The organism is Wolbachia endosymbiont (group A) of Clivina fossor, assembly GCF_964026865.1.
Lineage (GTDB): Bacteria > Pseudomonadota > Alphaproteobacteria > Rickettsiales > Anaplasmataceae > Wolbachia.
This window is the reverse complement of the sequence record NZ_OZ034707.1, coordinates 133,519-150,438: the sequence shown is the minus strand read 5'-3', so window position 1 is coordinate 150,438 and position 16,920 is coordinate 133,519. Positions and strand designations below refer to the sequence as shown.

At 35.6% G+C, this 16,920-nt stretch carries 16 protein-coding genes and 5 pseudogenes; 15 read left to right on the top strand and 6 right to left on the bottom strand.

Annotation, left to right across the window (positions count from 1 at the left end):
- The first annotated feature begins 80 nt into the window (after positions 1–80).
- The 3 genes and pseudogenes from AAGD99_RS00810 (at position 81) to AAGD99_RS00800 (ending at position 1,869) form a co-directional block, all read left to right on the top strand.
- The gene (locus tag AAGD99_RS00810; protein WP_341822324.1) at positions 81–947 is read left to right on the top strand and encodes an Rpn family recombination-promoting nuclease/putative transposase; all 867 of its coding nucleotides are present in this window, start codon (positions 81–83) and stop codon (positions 945–947) included.
- Positions 948–1,009: 62 nt separating this feature from the next.
- Positions 1,010–1,378: pseudogene (locus AAGD99_RS00805) on the top strand (recombinase family protein); the annotation flags it as partial.
- 50 nt (positions 1,379–1,428) lie between these two features.
- Entirely contained in the window at positions 1,429–1,869 is a 441-nt protein-coding gene (locus tag AAGD99_RS00800; protein WP_341822323.1) for a hypothetical protein, read from the top strand.
- A gap of 176 nt (positions 1,870–2,045) precedes the next feature.
- On the opposite strand, the gene AAGD99_RS00795 is transcribed toward AAGD99_RS00800, so the two are convergent.
- The 5 genes and pseudogenes from AAGD99_RS00795 to AAGD99_RS00775 all read right to left on the bottom strand — a co-directional run bounded on the left by AAGD99_RS00795 (position 2,046) and on the right by AAGD99_RS00775 (position 5,939).
- A complete protein-coding gene (locus AAGD99_RS00795; RefSeq protein ID WP_341822322.1) occupies positions 2,046–2,207 on the bottom strand; it encodes a hypothetical protein in 162 nt (53 codons plus the stop codon).
- Between the two features lie 237 nt (positions 2,208–2,444).
- Positions 2,445–3,434 carry a hypothetical protein gene (locus AAGD99_RS00790; RefSeq protein WP_341822321.1) on the bottom strand — a complete coding sequence of 330 codons (990 nt, stop codon included), beginning with the start codon at positions 3,432–3,434 and terminating at the stop codon, positions 2,445–2,447.
- Between the two features lie 372 nt (positions 3,435–3,806).
- Positions 3,807–4,826 (bottom strand): IS110 family transposase, encoded by a 1,020-nt coding sequence (locus tag AAGD99_RS00785; protein WP_341823182.1) that lies wholly within the window; start codon positions 4,824–4,826, stop codon positions 3,807–3,809.
- Positions 4,807–5,503 (bottom strand): annotated as a pseudogene (locus tag AAGD99_RS00780) (IS630 family transposase); the annotation flags it as partial. The pseudogene AAGD99_RS00780 and the gene AAGD99_RS00785, both read right to left, overlap by 20 nt.
- 85 nt (positions 5,504–5,588) lie before the next feature.
- Positions 5,589–5,939 carry a helix-turn-helix domain-containing protein gene (locus AAGD99_RS00775; protein ID WP_341822320.1) on the bottom strand — a complete coding sequence of 117 codons (351 nt, stop codon included), beginning with the start codon at positions 5,937–5,939 and terminating at the stop codon, positions 5,589–5,591.
- 378 nt (positions 5,940–6,317) lie between these two features.
- Here AAGD99_RS00775 and AAGD99_RS00770 point away from each other — a divergent pair.
- The 7 genes and pseudogenes from AAGD99_RS00770 to AAGD99_RS00740 all read left to right on the top strand — a co-directional run.
- Positions 6,318–6,560: pseudogene (locus AAGD99_RS00770) on the top strand (hypothetical protein); the annotation flags it as partial.
- Positions 6,547–7,011, top strand: coding sequence for a phage baseplate assembly protein V (locus AAGD99_RS00765; protein ID WP_341822319.1), 465 nt, complete (start codon positions 6,547–6,549; stop codon positions 7,009–7,011). The pseudogene AAGD99_RS00770 and the gene AAGD99_RS00765, both read left to right, overlap by 14 nt.
- Before the next feature lies 1 nt (position 7,012).
- Positions 7,013–7,267 carry a PAAR domain-containing protein gene (locus AAGD99_RS00760; protein ID WP_341823181.1) on the top strand — a complete coding sequence of 85 codons (255 nt, stop codon included), beginning with the start codon at positions 7,013–7,015 and terminating at the stop codon, positions 7,265–7,267.
- Between the two features lie 4 nt (positions 7,268–7,271).
- Positions 7,272–7,607 (top strand): GPW/gp25 family protein, encoded by a 336-nt coding sequence (locus tag AAGD99_RS00755; RefSeq protein ID WP_264736424.1) that lies wholly within the window; start codon positions 7,272–7,274, stop codon positions 7,605–7,607.
- 2 nt (positions 7,608–7,609) lie between these two features.
- A pseudogene (locus AAGD99_RS00750) lies at positions 7,610–7,735 on the top strand (baseplate assembly protein J); the annotation flags it as partial.
- Positions 7,736–7,853: 118 nt separating this feature from the next.
- Positions 7,854–8,510: pseudogene (locus tag AAGD99_RS00745) on the top strand (baseplate J/gp47 family protein); the annotation flags it as partial.
- Positions 8,510–9,613, top strand: a complete 1,104-nt coding sequence (locus AAGD99_RS00740) for a phage tail protein (RefSeq protein WP_341822317.1) — start codon at positions 8,510–8,512, stop codon at positions 9,611–9,613. The pseudogene AAGD99_RS00745 and the gene AAGD99_RS00740, both read left to right, overlap by 1 nt.
- 480 nt (positions 9,614–10,093) lie before the next feature.
- Here the strand turns inward: AAGD99_RS00740 and AAGD99_RS00735 are convergent, their stop codons facing one another.
- Positions 10,094–11,113 (bottom strand): IS110 family transposase, encoded by a 1,020-nt coding sequence (locus AAGD99_RS00735; RefSeq protein WP_341822222.1) that lies wholly within the window; start codon positions 11,111–11,113, stop codon positions 10,094–10,096.
- Positions 11,114–11,495: 382 nt separating this feature from the next.
- On the opposite strand from AAGD99_RS00735, the gene AAGD99_RS00730 reads away from it, so the two are divergent.
- The 5 genes from AAGD99_RS00730 to AAGD99_RS00710 all read left to right on the top strand — a co-directional run bounded on the left by AAGD99_RS00730 (position 11,496) and on the right by AAGD99_RS00710 (position 16,851).
- On the top strand, positions 11,496–12,296 hold the full coding sequence (locus AAGD99_RS00730; RefSeq protein ID WP_341822316.1) for an ankyrin repeat domain-containing protein: 801 nt from the start codon (positions 11,496–11,498) through the stop codon (positions 12,294–12,296).
- 312 nt (positions 12,297–12,608) lie between these two features.
- Complete coding sequence (locus AAGD99_RS00725; protein WP_341822315.1) at positions 12,609–13,157, top strand: ankyrin repeat domain-containing protein; 549 nt, start codon at positions 12,609–12,611, stop codon at positions 13,155–13,157.
- A gap of 213 nt (positions 13,158–13,370) precedes the next feature.
- On the top strand, positions 13,371–14,717 hold the full coding sequence (locus AAGD99_RS00720; RefSeq protein WP_341822314.1) for an IS110 family transposase: 1,347 nt from the start codon (positions 13,371–13,373) through the stop codon (positions 14,715–14,717).
- 291 nt (positions 14,718–15,008) lie between these two features.
- Positions 15,009–15,251, top strand: a complete 243-nt coding sequence (locus AAGD99_RS00715) for a hypothetical protein (RefSeq protein WP_253309514.1) — start codon at positions 15,009–15,011, stop codon at positions 15,249–15,251.
- Positions 15,211–16,851 (top strand): recombinase family protein, encoded by a 1,641-nt coding sequence (locus AAGD99_RS00710; protein ID WP_341822313.1) that lies wholly within the window; start codon positions 15,211–15,213, stop codon positions 16,849–16,851. The genes AAGD99_RS00715 and AAGD99_RS00710 overlap by 41 nt, the downstream gene beginning before the upstream one ends.
- The last annotated feature ends 69 nt before the right edge of the window (positions 16,852–16,920 follow it).

The window sequence follows — 16,920 nt, the reverse complement described above, 5'->3', positions numbered from 1 at the left end:
AAATAAGATTTAAATACAAAAAGGTTGAATATTTCTACAGAATGGTGTACAATTATTAATAGTTTTGAAGAGAATTTCTTATGGCTTTGTCAAAGTTTTTAGATCCAAAAAACAATTATGCCTTCGTGCGCATCTTTGGTACTGAGAAAAATAAAGATATTCTCATTCATTTTCTCAACGATGTTCTAAACCTCACTGGTGAAGCTAAAATAAAGAATGTGCAGTTTCTAAGTCCCATTCAAAACCCCGACATTGCCGCTAAAAAGGAGAGTATTGTCGATGTATTATGTAGAGATTCTGCAGGTGTTCAATTTATTTGCGAGATGCAGGTTGCGAGAACGACTGGCTTTGAAAAACGCGCACAATACTATGCTGCTGGAGCTTATTTTAGCCAAGCCGGCATAGGTGACAAATATCATGAACTTAAAGAAGTTATCTTCATTGCCATCACTGATTTTGTTCTATTTCCTAATAAATCAGCCTACAAGTCCGATCATGTTACTCTTGATAAGATTACTCACGAACATGACCTGAAGGACTTTAGTTATACTTTCATAGAACTACCGAAATTTCCAAAAACAAAAGAGGATCAATTAGAAAGTATAGTCGAAAAATGGATATTTTTCTTTAAGTATGCAAGTGAAACTAGTGAAAAGGATCTAAAGAAAATAGTAGGAAGTGACGAGATTATTGGCAGAGCTTATAATGAGTTGATAGAGTATAATTGGACTAAGGAAGAACGGACTATATATCAACAAGCTAAGAAAAATGAGGATGATAATGTATCTTGCCTCAACCAGAAATTTAATGAAGGAAAAATTGAAGGAAAGATTGAAGGAAAAATTGAAGTGGCAAAAAACTTACTTAAAGCTGGCGTATCTGTTAACCTAGTAGCTGAATCTACTGGTCTTCCTAAAGATGAAATTGAACAACTCAAGAAGAAATAGTCTCTCATTGCCTAAATAAGTTTTAGACCGCCCATTTTTTTCTGCTATTACTAGCGGTACCTATAGAGGTACGTTCTGAATCAGAGGAAAAATTTATACCAATGAATTTAAAGAAGAAAGAAAACAAATGCACGGTAGTAGAACCAGAAGGGAAAACAAATAATGCGCTACTGAAAGCAGTGGTAAGGGCTCATCTGTGGAAACGTCAACTGGAAGAGGGCAAATATGGAAGTGTGAAAGAGCTGAGCGTTAAAATTAATATAGGTACGAGACGCATACAACAAATTTTAAGGTTAAATTATTTAGCTCCAAAGATAAAAGAAGACATAGTAAATGGGAGACAACCAAGTAATTTGAGGTTAGTTGATTTAAGGGAAATACCGATGCTGTGGAGTGAGCAGTTGGAGAAATTTTATGGATTAGTGTCTTAAATTACGCACATCCACTATACAATAAATCTTAATAGAGAGAGAAAAACATTATGAAAAAGATAGGGAAAGCTATTGCTAGAAAATTCAAAAATTGGAAGGGAGCCACTAATGCAAAAGGAGATGATATAGAGGAATCAAGGGCTATGCCGGCAGATGTTGAGGAAGTTAAAGTTGAAATAAAAAAGCAAACCAATACAGTTGATAAAGCTACAGAGACCGGCACTCAATTATGTAATAAAAATAGTGAGACGGGACAACCAATATTTGAAAGTAGCGAAAAAGCCCAAAATGATTCAGTAGTAACAATAGCTGGAGTTGTTTTAGGGGTAGCTATTGCAGTTTACTTAGAAACGTTAGCAGTCGGAATAGCAGTTGGAGCTTGTTGTCTTGTTGCTGCTGCTACCATATATTACTGTAACAGACCTTCAAGTTCACTTGGAAATAGCAATGTTCAAGGATCTTGTAAAGAAGTTCAAGAACCCCCACTCTGAAGGAAAGAAAAAATAGTGAGAGATGTTCTTTAAATATTAAGTGATAGCCATAATAATTTAGAGATTATCTTGTTTTGTTTTAAAAAAAATTTACTTGACGATTATGGTCCTTCAAGCATGCCACTAGCTTTAAGATTTTGTAGGCCAGTTAACTTTCTTCCCTCTTCTCTCCATCCTTATATGGCCTCTTCTATGACAGCAGCTATTTCGTTCAACTTCTTCAACTGATTCACTTCTGGGTTTTTACGCATTTCCTTCAGCACCTTTTGATAAAGATCTTGTCTTTTCTCATTATCGAGCAGTTTGCAGTATAGTTTTAGCTGCTCAGGAGTTCTCAATAGAAGCCGTTCTATTATATTGCTGCTTCCTGATTCCTGATTCTAATTTTTCACGTTTGTTGTTATCACTACTATTATTCATCCACTCATTAAAGACTCAATTCTTTTCAATATTTACTACTGTTTTCTTAGTAGTATTGGCATGAAGCCATCTATTTTAGCGGAAGTCAAGAAATTTTTAAATATTTATTTGTTATTAATAATGGTAAATATATTGGCTTCGATAGAGCATTTTCTTCACAAACTAGGAAGAGGTTTTTCATCTAGTCGTTCTACATCTTCCACTTTTTCTAGCTTTGTGCCAGGCTTTAGAGCATTATACAACGCATAACTCACACAAGCTAATCCAATAATTCCCCCAATCACCGCTATAGCATACATTTTCAATATATAAGCCACAATACTGCTAACTAGCAATGCCGCACCAACAACACCAGCTACAATTGGTTGAATTGCCTTTTTTGATGATTTTTTGTCTACAGCATTGTCAGATCTACTATCAAAATATGGTTCAGCGGAAGATGGACTGTCAGGATTAGCTTCTCTATCGACGGAAATTGGTTCTACAGTGGTTAGTGTAGAAACAGCTATAAAAGGCCGCTTACTTCTTGCATTTTGTGGAGCAGGGTTGTTTTTGCCTGAATAACTAGGGTGTTTGCTGTTACTTTGAGCATTACTTACCCGTTTAGAGTCTTTTTTACTGCTATTCTTATCTACACTTTCAGATGCATGTAAAACTTCTGATTGTAGATTTTGTTGATTACTTTCAAGTTTAGAACTATCCTCATTTAGAGGAGCTTGCTCATCATCCATTTGCATTATATGTCCGGTAGATTGATCGGATACTTGATTGCTACCAGCTCGTGATTCATCTAACTGAATTTTACTTGAATTACTATGATTATTATTACTACTAACAGAAGCTACTACATTATCATTTTTAGTAACATCATCTTTGCTTGAACTTCCAGGTCTTTTACTATTATCCTGAGCATCATTCTCTTGTTCTAAAGTTAGAATCGATTCACCATTGGTTACTAAGTTTTCTGGTTGTGCGTTTTTTGGATCATTGTCACTTTTAAGAGTAGATCCATTATCAACTGCACTAGTAACACATGCTTCTTCAGTGTTAAGTGAAAAATCTTGCACTGCCTTAACTTTACATAATTCATCAATGATAATTACATACTCGTCCACTTTCGGTATACTTCTATCGTAATCAGGCAAGAATTCCTCCTATGATTGTTGTCAATAAGAAATTTCATATTTTGTAAAATCTTTAAAAACCCGGTTGTCTTTAAGTATGTAGAAAATGTCTGTCAGAGATCGGTAGCTCTCAATTGCATAAAAGTCAATAATGATTTTTGTATTACTCAAAACATTTTCTGATGTAAAATTCAGCTCTAATGTAATTTTTTATTTATTACTGTACCATCTTATTCGATCAAAAGTTGTTTCATTGACAACAAAAATACTAATACTAAGTTTTTAATTAATATTTTTAAATTAATGTAGCTAATGAATATGTGCGTCTACATACACTTAAAGCACATATTCATTTGGCTTATAAAAACTAAGGTATCATATTTTCCCTTACAATTATTGTTCAATAAAAAATTCAAATTTTGTAAAATCTTCAAAAATCCAGTTCCTTTTCAGTGTATAGAAAATGGTTGTTAGAAATTTTCTAGCAGTTGCAATAATAGCCTTAGCAGAACCACGCTTCTTTTTCACATGCTCGTAAAAACTTTTCAGGTAAGGACTATATCGTATAGCGACCCAGGTACACTGTACTAAAGAAGTTCGTGCCATTTTTGGCCCATATTTGGTGATTCTTCCAATAGTACATTGCTGATTAGATTGAGAAACTGATGGTACAACTCCGAAATAAGCAGTGAGCTTTTCAGGATTGCTAAAATCATTAATATCGCCAATTGTCGTGATAAAAACTGCTACAGAAATTGCACCAATACCTTTAATACTGATAAGGTTATTAAATCCAGGAAGTTGCTTAGCAAAAGCAGTAATTTCTTCTTTAAGCTTCTTGAGATTTTCTCTAATAGCTTCCAGTTGATAGATAATTACTTCAATCTCTATCTTTTCTATATAATCCCAATTGTGTTTTTGAATAGAGCGTTCAAATCCAGCTTTAGTTGTCAGCGTTTCCTTCTTAATTTTTATCCCATGATAATTAAAAAGACCGTGCATTTTATTGATTAGAGATACTTGTGATTTCACTAACTGCTCTCTTGTTCGAAGAAGAGAAGCTAACTGCTGGCATTGTTTGCTTTTACATCTCGCTTCAGGCAACATATCCTTGCTTAGAAAGAAAGCAATAGCTCTTGCATCATGCCTGTCTGTCTTCTTTACAGAGCGGCGAATAACTTCAAATTGCCAGGGTGCAATTATCACTGCGCGCTTGACGTAAGATGACACTGCATCATAAAAGAAACAGCTATTACCTGTAGCTTCGAAAGCTATTTCATCTTCTGATTTAAGACCTTCAACGAAATTGTCCAAGTTCTGTAAGTGAAATGTGCGAATATATTCTTGCTTTCCTGTTTCTAAGTAGCAAACAGTAAAGCTATTATACCAAATCTCATAAATAAGTAGGCAAATAACTCACAGAACAAATGGTTTTGATCGAACTTTCCGTAATATTACGAATGAATGCACATACAGTATCCTCCAATAAACTAACAGAGTCATATATTCTATTTTTAATGAGATTGTCTTTCAAATATTGCCATAAACGCTCTACTGGATTTAACTCTGGTGAATATGGAGGTAAATAGATTAAGGTAATATTTTGTGGTATTTTTAAACCTTTGGATCTATGCCATCCTGCACAATCCACAACAAGAAATGCCTCCCTTGTTCCTAAATATTGTGACATCTGCTCAAGGAATATATTCATACAATCAGTATTGACGTTTGGTACGAATAAGCTAGAACTCTCTCCATTTCTAGGATTAACTGCACTATAGAGATAAAAGTTTTGCCTACCTAATTTTACCTTAACCTGTGTCCTAATGCCTTTTTTAAACCACCCGTGTCCAATCTTTGAATGTGTGCCAAACCGCGACTCATCGAAGAAAAATAGCTCTTTTTCGGGATACGTGACAATAGTTTCATTAAGATTTTTTTTTAAACTCTTCTTGTTTATTTTTATCCTGTTTATTGTGCACAGGCCTTGGAGTAATATACGAAAAACCTAACTTTTGCATCAGTCTATGTGCTGTAGACTTACTTACCTCAATAGAAAACATTTTCTCAATTATGATTTTTAATTTCTTATACCAATTCTCAATAATAATGAGACAAATGAAAAAGAGTGCTTTCCGCCTATAACTGGAGGTTTAAGTGAATTTATCGTATATTCTATTTGTCTTCCCAATAACGAAGTTTGGTATTAGCCGTTAGGTTGGCTCCTTCTTCTGCTATGACATTTTTAATTTCTTCTTGCTGCTTGTAGCTCAACTTCGGCTTTACTCCACGTCCTGGTTGTATTTTAAACGCATTGACTCCTCCTTCCTTAAATCTTGTAATCCACTTCATCAATGTAGTTCTAGTAATTCGGTATATTTGAGCAACTTTTGTTATTCCATATTCTTTTGCAGATATTATTGCCTGTAATCTTCTTCCTATCTCTCCTCTTATGCCGTGCTTCTTTAATTCCAGGTTACACTTATTATATAATTCTTCTCCTATTGCTTTACTTTTTCCTGCCATAACTCCCCACTAATTCTTAAATTATTCTATTTTAGAAATTTTTCTTTATTCGTCTATTTATTTTTAGGAATTGGTATTAGTATGTAAATCAACACCTATGTAACGCATAAATTTTCCCTCTTATTGAATACTACAAAATATCAGAGTAGAATATTACCGGTTGGTCCAACCTCCTATACGCGGTCACCAAATTTTATGGGCCGCACGATGGTTTTCGGTGGCAGGGGCGGTTAATCTCGATAACGAGGTCTAATCCCATTATTGCATGTAAAAGCAAAATAGGGCCTCATGAATCCTTTCAACCTGCCACCTATCCACTCTGAGAAGTTATTATCTTCTCATGCTTCCAGCCAAGCAATAACAATTCATATCATCTCGATAGTTGTGAGAGAATTAGCAACAGAAGTTGCAAGAGTTGTGAATAAAAATACTTGGGACGTGGAAAATGTTTCAGCAGGTGAATTTATATCAGCAGGAGGAGATGATTTTAGACCAGAATTAGATGCATATCTAGTGTGGTTGGTCGAATGGGTTCATGAGCTACATACAGGTCAATCAATGTGGTTAGAAACTGGTATTATACCGCATATTATTAGTGTGGGGGAAAATGTTAGACCATAATTTTGCGATTGCAGAGCTAAATAGAAGGCTAGCGAACATTATTCGTATAGGTCTAGTTAAAGAAGTAGACTATGAAAAAGCAAGAGTGCGGGTAAAGGTAGGAGAATTTTTAACCGATTGGCTTCCGTGGGTAACGGCAAGAGCAGGAGAAGATAGAAGTTGGTTTTCCCCAGATATTGATGAGCAGGTGATGGTATTATCGCCATATGGAGAGTTGTCATTAGGGGTGGTGTTACCGGCAATTTATCAGCAGAAGTATTTTCCCTCGGAATGCCGAAAAGACGCGCATATTTTAGAGTTTAAGGATGGAACGAAATTATCGTACGATAAGGAGAATCATCATCTTGAGATTGAAGTAGTAGATAAAATAACGCTAAAAGTTGGAAAATCGAGTATAGAGATGACAAAAGAAGGAATAAAACTTAAGGGAAGGAGAGTTGATCTCAATTGACATGAGAAGAGCTATAGTTTGTATAGGAGATCATTGCATGGGGATACCGGTTCATGTTTGTATGAGTGGAAGTAACGACGTTTTTATAAACGGTAGATCTGTTTGTCGAAAAGGAGATATCTTAACTCTAGGTGAGAAACTAACGCAAGGGTCAAACAGCGTATTTGTTAATGATATTGGTATTGCACGAGTTGGTGATTTAGCCTCATGTGGTTTTAAGGTAGTAAGTGGAAGTAGCAGCGTTTTTTCTGGATAAAGATATGAAGGGAATGAGTGCTGAAACAGGTAAGGAATTAGAAGATTTGGACCATCTGAAACAGTCAATAGTTGATATTTTGACCACACCAATTGGTAGTAGAATCATGAGAAGAGATTACGGTTCAAGATTATTTGAATTAGTAGATAAGCCAGTAAATCGTGATTTTACGTTAGAAATTTACGCAGCAACAGCAGAAGCACTACAAAAGTGGGAAAAGAGATTTAAGTTAGAAAAAGTAAAAATAACAGAAGTGAAAGAAGGAAAAGTAACGCTTGACCTAGAAGGATTGTACTTACCAATGGGGGAAAAGATTCGCTTTGATGGAGTTGTGGTATAAAGATGGAGCAGCCTAACATTATTGAGCCACTGAACTTCGAAGAAATCTTTTCACGTATGAAGGAGGAGTTGATACGTCGAGACTCAAGTTTTACAGTATTGGTAGAAAGTGATCCAGCAATAAAGATTTTATACCAATTCTCAATAATAATGAGACAAATGAAAAAGAGTGCTTTCCGCCTATAACTGGAGGTTTAAGTGAATTTATCGTATATTCTATTTGTCTTCCCAATAACGAAGTTTGGTATTAGAGGTAGCAGCATGGCGAGAACTTTTGCTCAGAGAAAGAATAAACGAAGCAGCAAGGGGCAACTTACTTAAGTTTGCAAGGGGAGAAGAACTTGATGATTTAGCTGAATTTTACGGAGTGGAAAGGGAGAACGGGGAAAAGGATGAACGATTTAGAAAAAGAATCAAGGCAAGAATAGTTGGCTCAAGCACAGGAGGAAATTATCGGTATTATGCATTATCAGCAGATACGAGAGTAAAAGATGCATTAGTAGAATCACCTGTACCAGGAAAAGTACAAGTTTCAATCTTATCCACAGAATTATCCACACTGCCAGAAGAATTACTAGAAATTGTCAGAAATCAGCTAAACAGGGAGGATGTGAGGATTTTAACAGATACAATAGAAGTGGTAAGTTGCAATATTATAGAAATAGATATCCACAGTAAAATTAGCATTAAAAGACCAGATATTATTGAAACGGTGAAGAAGAAATTTATAGAAAAATTTGAAACAACGAAAAGATTAGGATGGAATGTAACAAGGTCGTGGATTATAGCGAATTTGTTCGTAGAAGGAGTAGAAAACGTGGAATTAATCGAGCCAAGAGAGGACGTTGTGGTACTGGGGAATGAGTGTGCTACCTTAAGAAGTTTAAATGTTGAGTTGAATTAATGCTATTACCACCAAACGCAACAAAGCAAGAAAAAGCGCTGATTGATGCAATCGATTACAAAGTAGACCCAAGCTGTGTAAAAGGATTTAAATTTAGCCCAGGGGAAAAAGTATTGCCGTGGATAATAGAGGAATATGGGTTAGAAGAGATTCTGCGTTGGGCAAAAGAGAAAAGAAGAGCGATAAAAGAAGGGGTAGAATTTCAGCGTTTAAGAGGAACACCAGCATCGCTGAAAATAGCACTGAAGTGGGCAAATATAAATGAAGATATTACAATTATTGAAGAGCCACCTGGAGAACACTTTTTTGAATTACAGATAGGGATAAGAGACGTACCAAACGACTTCTTCGTAGATGCAGTAGTAGAACTAGCAAAGCTATCATTACCTGCAAGATCGAGGTTAATGAGGCTTTTCAATGACTACTATAATATTGGAAGATTTATTTTAGATGAAAGTTTTTTTGGCAGTTTGTTGTCGGATTATTCAGGGGTAAAAATAGAAAAAGATGGGCCAGTGTTATCATTTGGTCGGAAGAACACATTTGAGCTAAAAATCTTAAATCCAACTTTTAAGTTTGGTACTTTTCGGATTCATTATGAGCAGGCATTAAGTAATGATCTGTATAGGCTAGATGTAGCAATACTTGGAGAAACCGAGCCTCACACAAAGAATTATAACGGTATTTATGAAAGAAGTCATCAGTGGAATAATTTAAAAACGTTATATCCGCTACCACAGAGCTTATTACCGGCAATTAAGTTTGCGAAAGCGCAGATAGTATTATCGGACAGTTGGAGTTTAGGAGAAATAAACGCATGTTTTCCAGTAAGTAGTATAGAAGAGAGGGGAAAAAGGTTTTTACTAGGAAGTGATAAGCTATCTGAACAAGTGTGGAATTTAAAATACAAGCCAATTTTAGAAAGGTTTAGCGTTACCTATCATTACAAAGTAGAAAACTCTACCGATCAAAAAGTTATAAGATTTGGTTTAGCAAAGCACTATGTTCATTTTGAAAGCGAATTAAATTCAGAGCAAAAGGATGCAATACAGGAGTTAGAAAATTACATTTTAGTGTTTTACCCAGGTTCTCTAATTGCATGAAAGTCAATAATAATTTTTTGTATCATGAAAAATATTTTTTGATGTAAAACTCAGGTCTGATACAACCTTTTATTTACTATCGTATTATCTTATTCAATCAAAAGGGGTTTTATTGGCAATCAAAACACCAGCACTAAATTTCTAATTAATCTCTTTTAAATTATGCAGCCAATGAATATGTGGATAAATACGCCACACACATTTAAAGTATTTATCCACATATTCATTAAGCTTATAAAAACTAAGGTATCATTCTTTCCCTTCATAGTCTTAATATAAGTTAAAATAGCATGCTTCCATGGTTCTCTCCGCGGTCTGATATGGCTAATTTGTATTTTAGCCAAGCCGCACTATACTTGTTAGGCGGAAGTGGACGGCAACATGTGTCTTACGAAGTCTATGCTTCAACCTAGGATCTTGCTTATCCCTTCCATCGGCATTGCTATCTTTACTTTACATCAAATTATCTACTTTTTGCATTTATTGATAACAGAATTCTGTTTTACTAACCAACATCCTATGCATAATTACAGACAACTTCCGCGCTACGGCAACAATTGCTTTCTTCATACCCTTCTTTTTTGCAAGCCTCAATCCCCAGCTTCTCAATTTAAATTTCCTTTTACATTTTACCAGTAAGACTTGTGCTGCTTCGTACAACACATTCCTACATTCTACTGGTCCCATTTTTGATATACTTCCATGCCGATCAATCTCTCCAGAAGCGTACTGTCTTGGGCTCAATCCCATATAGGCTCCAACTGCATAAGATGTTTCAAACCTATATGCATCATCTATCGCAGCTTTGTATGTCATTGCTACTATAATACCAACTCCTGGAACAGTAGTTAATAATTTACAATCCTCATCTTTTTTACCTTGCTCTGAGAGCATTTTGTCAAGTTTTCTTATCGATTCTTCTATTGTTTCTAAGCTATGTACTAATGCTTCAATTGAGTTCTTGCTAATTTCATCTAGCTCATTAATTATTTCTTGCACTTTTAAAATGAAACTTGTAGATCTGGCACGCTGATCAATTTTTATCCCGTATATTTTTAATAATCCTCTTATTGTTCCCTCAATTTTCTCTCTGCTACGTGTTAATTGTCTTCTGCTTCCAAGCATTATTTTAATCTGACAAGCTTCATCTGACTTTACTAATACCTCTTTAAATAGCCCAACTCTCATCATTTGTGCTATACCTCTTGCATCATTTTTATCATTCTTATTGATTCTTGCAGACAATGCTGCTGCCATATGCCTTGCATCTACACAAGTTACTGGCAATCCAAATCTCCTCAATTCTTTGCACATTGATATTGATAGTTGTCCACTTTCTATCCCTATTGCTTCATATTTTTTGCTTTGACTAAGCAAATACTCCGCTATTGTACTGCTTTCACTTACAATAACTTCTTCTTTAACAATTTTTCCTTTCTCATCAACGATACTGATAAAAGTTTCCTTGAGTGAGACATCTAATCCACTATAATATTTCATAAGACTGCTCCTACTGTAAAAGTTTAAATTATTTTTGAAGAACTAATTCTATTGAACTTGTTACTTCGTGCTAAAATAATGGAGTATATCTCTCCATCATTCAATAGCAATTACAGTATGTGTACTAACTTGGCATGAACATCGACATTTGAACAGGTCCTGGGAAGAAAAACAACCTATATGCTTAATGAATTAAATACATATATTTATATCTTCATATACTACATTAACATTCGGTAAAAATGTGTGTTTTTTGAAAAAAAGAAGTTGCTTTTCCATGCCAAAACAGCTATAAATCAGGTAGGTGTAGGTAAACATAAGAAATTAATCTTGCACTGAAGTGAGCCAAATTGGCGTATGTTTTTATAGTGGGGTAACTAAAATGTTCAATTTAAATAAAAGACTGGAAAAATTAAAGGAGAATTCATTTCGTGGAATAAATGAAAAAGACGCAGCAGGTTGCACAATATTGCACCGAGCAGCACAAGTGTCAAATCCAGAAGTAATAAAGTTATTAATAGAAAAAGGTGCAGGTACAAACGATAGAAACAATAGAGGCGAGACACCATTGCACCTAGCGGCATTCTATGGAAAGGTAGAGAATGTAAAAGCACTGATAGAAGGAGGAGCAAATGTAAATGCTATAGATGATGGAGGATATACGGCATTACATAGTGCGAGCTTAATGAGTTGTGAAAAGACAGTAAGGGAGCTAATAAAAGCAGGGTCGAATGTTAATACTGGGAACTACATAGGAAGGACCCCCCTACATGAAGCAGTATTTATGAGGGAAATAGGAAACGTGAGGGCAATATTAGAAGCGGGAGGTGACGTAAATGCGAAAGACCAAAAAGGATATACACTACTACATATAGCATGCAAGACAGGAGAAACAAAAGAGATAATAAAAGAGCTAGTAAAAGCTGGAGCAAATGTAGAGCAAAAGGATAAATTTGGCAAAACAGCAATGTATTATGCGAGAACTGAAGAGTTGCTAGAAAAACTAAGGGAGTTGTCGGAGCGGACAGTAGATGCGATATTTAGCCTAGATTTAAAAGAAAAAGGAGAAAGAAGGTTTGAAGAAATAAGGGAAAAGTTAGAAGAAGCGCCATTGGTCAAGAAGGCACTGATGGAAGTGGAAAAAGAGCTAGAAGATATGGATGAGAAGATAAAAGGGCTATAAAAAGAGCTTTCTGTAAGAGAAGGGAGTAAAAGGTAGGCTACAAGATAATAGGAAAAATAGGAAGCCTAAATTTAAAAGAAAAAGCTGACAACAGCAGGAGAGGAACCACTTATTATTTAACAGATTAAGTATATAGATTTATATCTTAATCTAATATGCGAAAAAAATGTGTATATTTTGTAAAAAAAACTTGCTTTTTATGCCAAAACAGCCCTAAGTGAAAAAGTAGCTAGTAAACAAACAAGATTTGCTAAGCGCTAAAGTGAGCCAAATTGGAGCCACTTTATATTGCATTAAAAGCTGAGGAAAGTTATGGTAAAATTTAGTAAGAAAGAAAGAGAAGAATTTAATAAGTCGTGGAAAGAGGTATTAGATAACTCAATAGAAAATATTAATAAAAAAGACACAAAAGGAAGGACGATATTGCATTACGCGGTGGGAATGCCAGATCCAAAAAAAGTGAGGTTATTAATCAAAAAAGGAGCAGATATAAATGTGGCAGATGCGGGACAATATAGACCACTGCACTTAGCAGTAATGGGGCAACGTGTAGAAAATACAAAAGAGCTGATAAAGGCAGGAGTAGAGGTAAACGCAGTGGAACGAAGTAGCAAATTTGCCGCGTTACACCTGGCATGCATGGTAAGTGAGGTAAAAATAGTAGAAGAGCTAGTAAAAGCGGGAGCAAATGTAGAGCAAAAGGATAAATTTGGCAAAACGCCAATGGATTATGCGAGAAATAATAAAGAGATAAAAGAAGTGTTAGAGAACGTAAAAATCGCAAATAAGCAGAGAGAGTTCATAGCACCGAACAGAAAAATCTGTCAAACCAGGAAGAAACTCTCCAATTTAAGTTTTTAGCAGTTTTTAAGTACAATTGTACAGGAGGTGCTTTTGCAGTTATAACCGAATTTTTCACTGGTGCCATAAGTGCCCGTTTCATAGCATGGTTTTGGGAGGAACGTTCGAACCATTGATGGAGCCATATTTTATGACTACCTCGTTTAGGAGATTGTATAATCTTAACCATTCCCAAGCTGAAGCACTTCGTTATTACAAATTATAGGAGCTACCATGAAAAAAGCAAAAAGTAAATTAGAGATAATGAATCCTAACGCAGCAGGAATAGATATCGGTTCATCTGTGCATTATGTATGTGTACCTGAAGAAAGAGATGAACAACGTGTACAAAAGTTTAGCTGCTTCACAGAAGATCTTCACAATATAGCAAAGTGGTTAAAGAAGTGTAAAGTTACTACAGTAGCTATGGAGTCAACAGGAGTATATTGGATTCCTTTGTTCCAAGTACTTGAATCGTATGGATTCGAAGTAAAACTGGCAAATGCAAGGCATGTAAAAAATGTACCTGGGAGAAAATCAGACGTCCAGGATTGCCAATGGCTACAACAACTACACAGTTATGGGTTAATCCAAGGATCGTTTAGGCCAGATGATCAAATGTGCATATTGCGTAGTTATGTTCGGCAACGTAAAAATCTTACAGAAAGTGCGACTACACATATTAATAGGATGCAAAAGGCGTTAGTACAAATGAATATTCAGTTACATAAAGTAATAAGCCATATAACAGGTGTCACTGGAATGCAAATTATTAAGGCTATAATCGAAGGTGAAAGAAATCCTAATAAATTAGCTGAATTAAGGGATGTGCGAATAAAGAGTGATAAATCGGCTATTGCCAAAGCACTAACAGGTGACTACAGAGAGGAACATTTATTTGCATTACAGCAGGAATTTGAACTATACAATGTTTATCAGGAAAAAATAGCAGAGTGTGACAAAAATATTGAAAACCACTATAAGACATTTGAAGCGAAATCTGACGAGAGTAAAGAGTTAAGCAAGGAAAGAAGTAAGTATCGAAAAGATAAGCCAAACTTTGCCTTGCGTGAAGAATTGTATCGAGTAACCGGTATAGATTTTACTAAAATTCCTGGATTTGATGTACTAACTGTACAAGCTATTATTTCGGAAATTGGTATTAACTACAGTAAATGGCGATCAGAAAAGCATTTTACTTCATGGTTAGGGCTAAGTCCTGCTAATAAGATTACAGGGGAAAAAGTATTTAGGACAAGAACTCGTGAGGTTATCAATCGTGCTGCAAATGCCTTTCGAATGGCTGCTTATGCCGTGGGAAAAAGTAAGAGTGCATTGGGTGCATATTATAGAAGATTAAAAAAGCAACTAGGATCCCCAAAAGCAATTACTGCTACAGCAAGGAAATTAGCGTGTATCTTCTATCAAATGTTGAGATACGGACAAAAGTATGTAGAAAAAGGAATGAACTATTACGAAACACGTTACAAAGAGAGAGTCGTGAAAAATTTGATCAAAAAGGCACGGGATTTTGGTTATATCTTGGTGCAACAGGAAGAGCTAGTTGAGGGAGTTTCTTAGGAGAAAAATAAGGGTCGTATCAGCAGCAGGTGTGATAGTGGCAAAAGAAGAGCTTGTGAAAATTTAGAAGGGCTGTGGCTAAGAAAGAGGTGATTATGGAAAAAAGGGAAATTTTATCATTAGAGGGAAAAAAGAAGCTTGATGATTTGGGAGAGTGCTCAATTGATGAAAGATAGCGTATGTGTTTCTAAAATTTTGCATAAAAGCTGAGAGAAATAAAGGTTAACAGTTGCGTCTTTTTCGCAAGAGTAATGGATTTATGGAAAAAGGGAGTGGTCAGGCTCCTGAACTATGAAAACATTTACAGGAGAAATTATGAGAAAGAGAACGTTAACTGTGACCTGTCGATATGAGCCTGATGAGTTAGCAGATAAACATTTATCAGAAGCTTACGAGCAGTTACTAAAGTATTCAGTAAAAAGAAACAACGAAAAGGAGGTAGAAAAAGATGATAACGGTGGCCTTGTATGCAAGAGTTTCATCAGACCGACAAGTGCGGGATCATACAATAGAGAGCCAAATTGCAGAGCTTAAGCGTAGAATTGCTGTAGATGGACATGAGTTATTGGAAGAATATGTATTCACTGACGATGGCCGTAGAGGGTCAAATTTAGAGCGTGAAGGTTTAAAGAAATTACGTGATAAAGTAGCAGAAGGAAAAATTAATAAGATTTATATCTATTCACTAGATCGGTTGTCACGTGATCCTGTAGATCAAAGAGATGTAATAGATGAATTTAAGAGAGCAAGAGTAGAAATAATCTTTTCAAATCATAAGGTTGATGATACACCAGAGTCCGATTTAATGACAGATGTGCAAGGAGCAGTAGGAAGGTTTGAACTGAGACAAATCTTGATACGAAGCATGAGGGGAAAACTGCATGCAGCAAGAGAAGGTTGTGTGAGTGTAATAAGCAATGCACCTTATGGTTATCGATATATAAGAAAGCATGTAAAAGGAGGAGAAAACAAATTTGAAATTAATGAAGAGGAAGCAAAAGTAGTGAGAGAGGTGTTCATGTGGATTGGAGAGGAAAGGATAAGTATTAGAGAAGCGGTAAAGAGACTAAGAGAAGCTTCTGTTAGAACACAAACAGGAAAAGAGGTGTGGCATTCAAGCACCATCCATAAGATGTTAAAAAATCCAGCATACAAGGGGCAAGCAGCATATGGTAAAACAAAGGCGGGCCCAGTAATGCTAGAAGTCAAACCAAAAAAAAGCAACAGCCGGCGAACTCACTCTATTTACAGTACAGATGAGGAGAATTGGATTCATATACCGGTGCCGAAAATAGTTGACGAGGATTTGTTTAATGTAGTACAAGAACAATTGATTGAGAATAAACAGAGAGCAAGAGTGCAGCAAAGAAAAGAGACATATCTGTTGCAAAAGCTAGTTGTGTGTAAGTGTTGTGGACGTGCTTACTGCGGAAGACGAAATTACAGCAAAGAAAAAAAGATTGTGTATACTTATTACACTTGCCTGGGTACAAGAAATTTTTACGGTAATAAGGTATGCACTAACGGATCTATTCGTGGAGAAGTGTTAGAAACAGGTGTGTGGGAAGAAGTAAAAAGTGTATTAAAAAATCCAGATAGGATGGTAAAGGAGTACCAATGTAGAATTTCAGAAGATAAGAATGAATTATTAGATGAAAGGTTTGCAAGACGTGAGAGTCAATTAAAACAAAATATTAAAGAACTTATAAATGATTATTATATTCAAGAGAATACAAGTGAGGAAAAATATATAAGTAAGGAAGACTTTAAGCAGGCAATGAAAAAAATGAAGGAACGTTTAAAAGAGATTGAAGGAGAGAAGAAAAAGGTGATTGATCAAAAGGGACTACAGCAGAAAATGAATCTTATTACAAATAGCATAAAGGGCTTTTATTCTAGTGTTAAATCGGAATTGGAACACCTAGATTGGCAAGCTAAACGTAGTCTTATTAGGACATTAGTAAAAGAAGTCAACATTGATCTTGATGAAGTAAATGTAGTATTTAAGATCAGAGAACTCAACAATCCCGCCCAGAATGGACAAAATCAGAAGTTGGCAGATTGTCTAAGGTGTCTGGGCACTGGGATGACACCATTCTTTTTCCTGGATCCCAGTGTCTGGGCACTGGGATGACAAAAAAAGGGGCTACTTGGATGACACCCTGACAATCGTCATCCCGCTGCTTGTTAGCGGGATCTATGT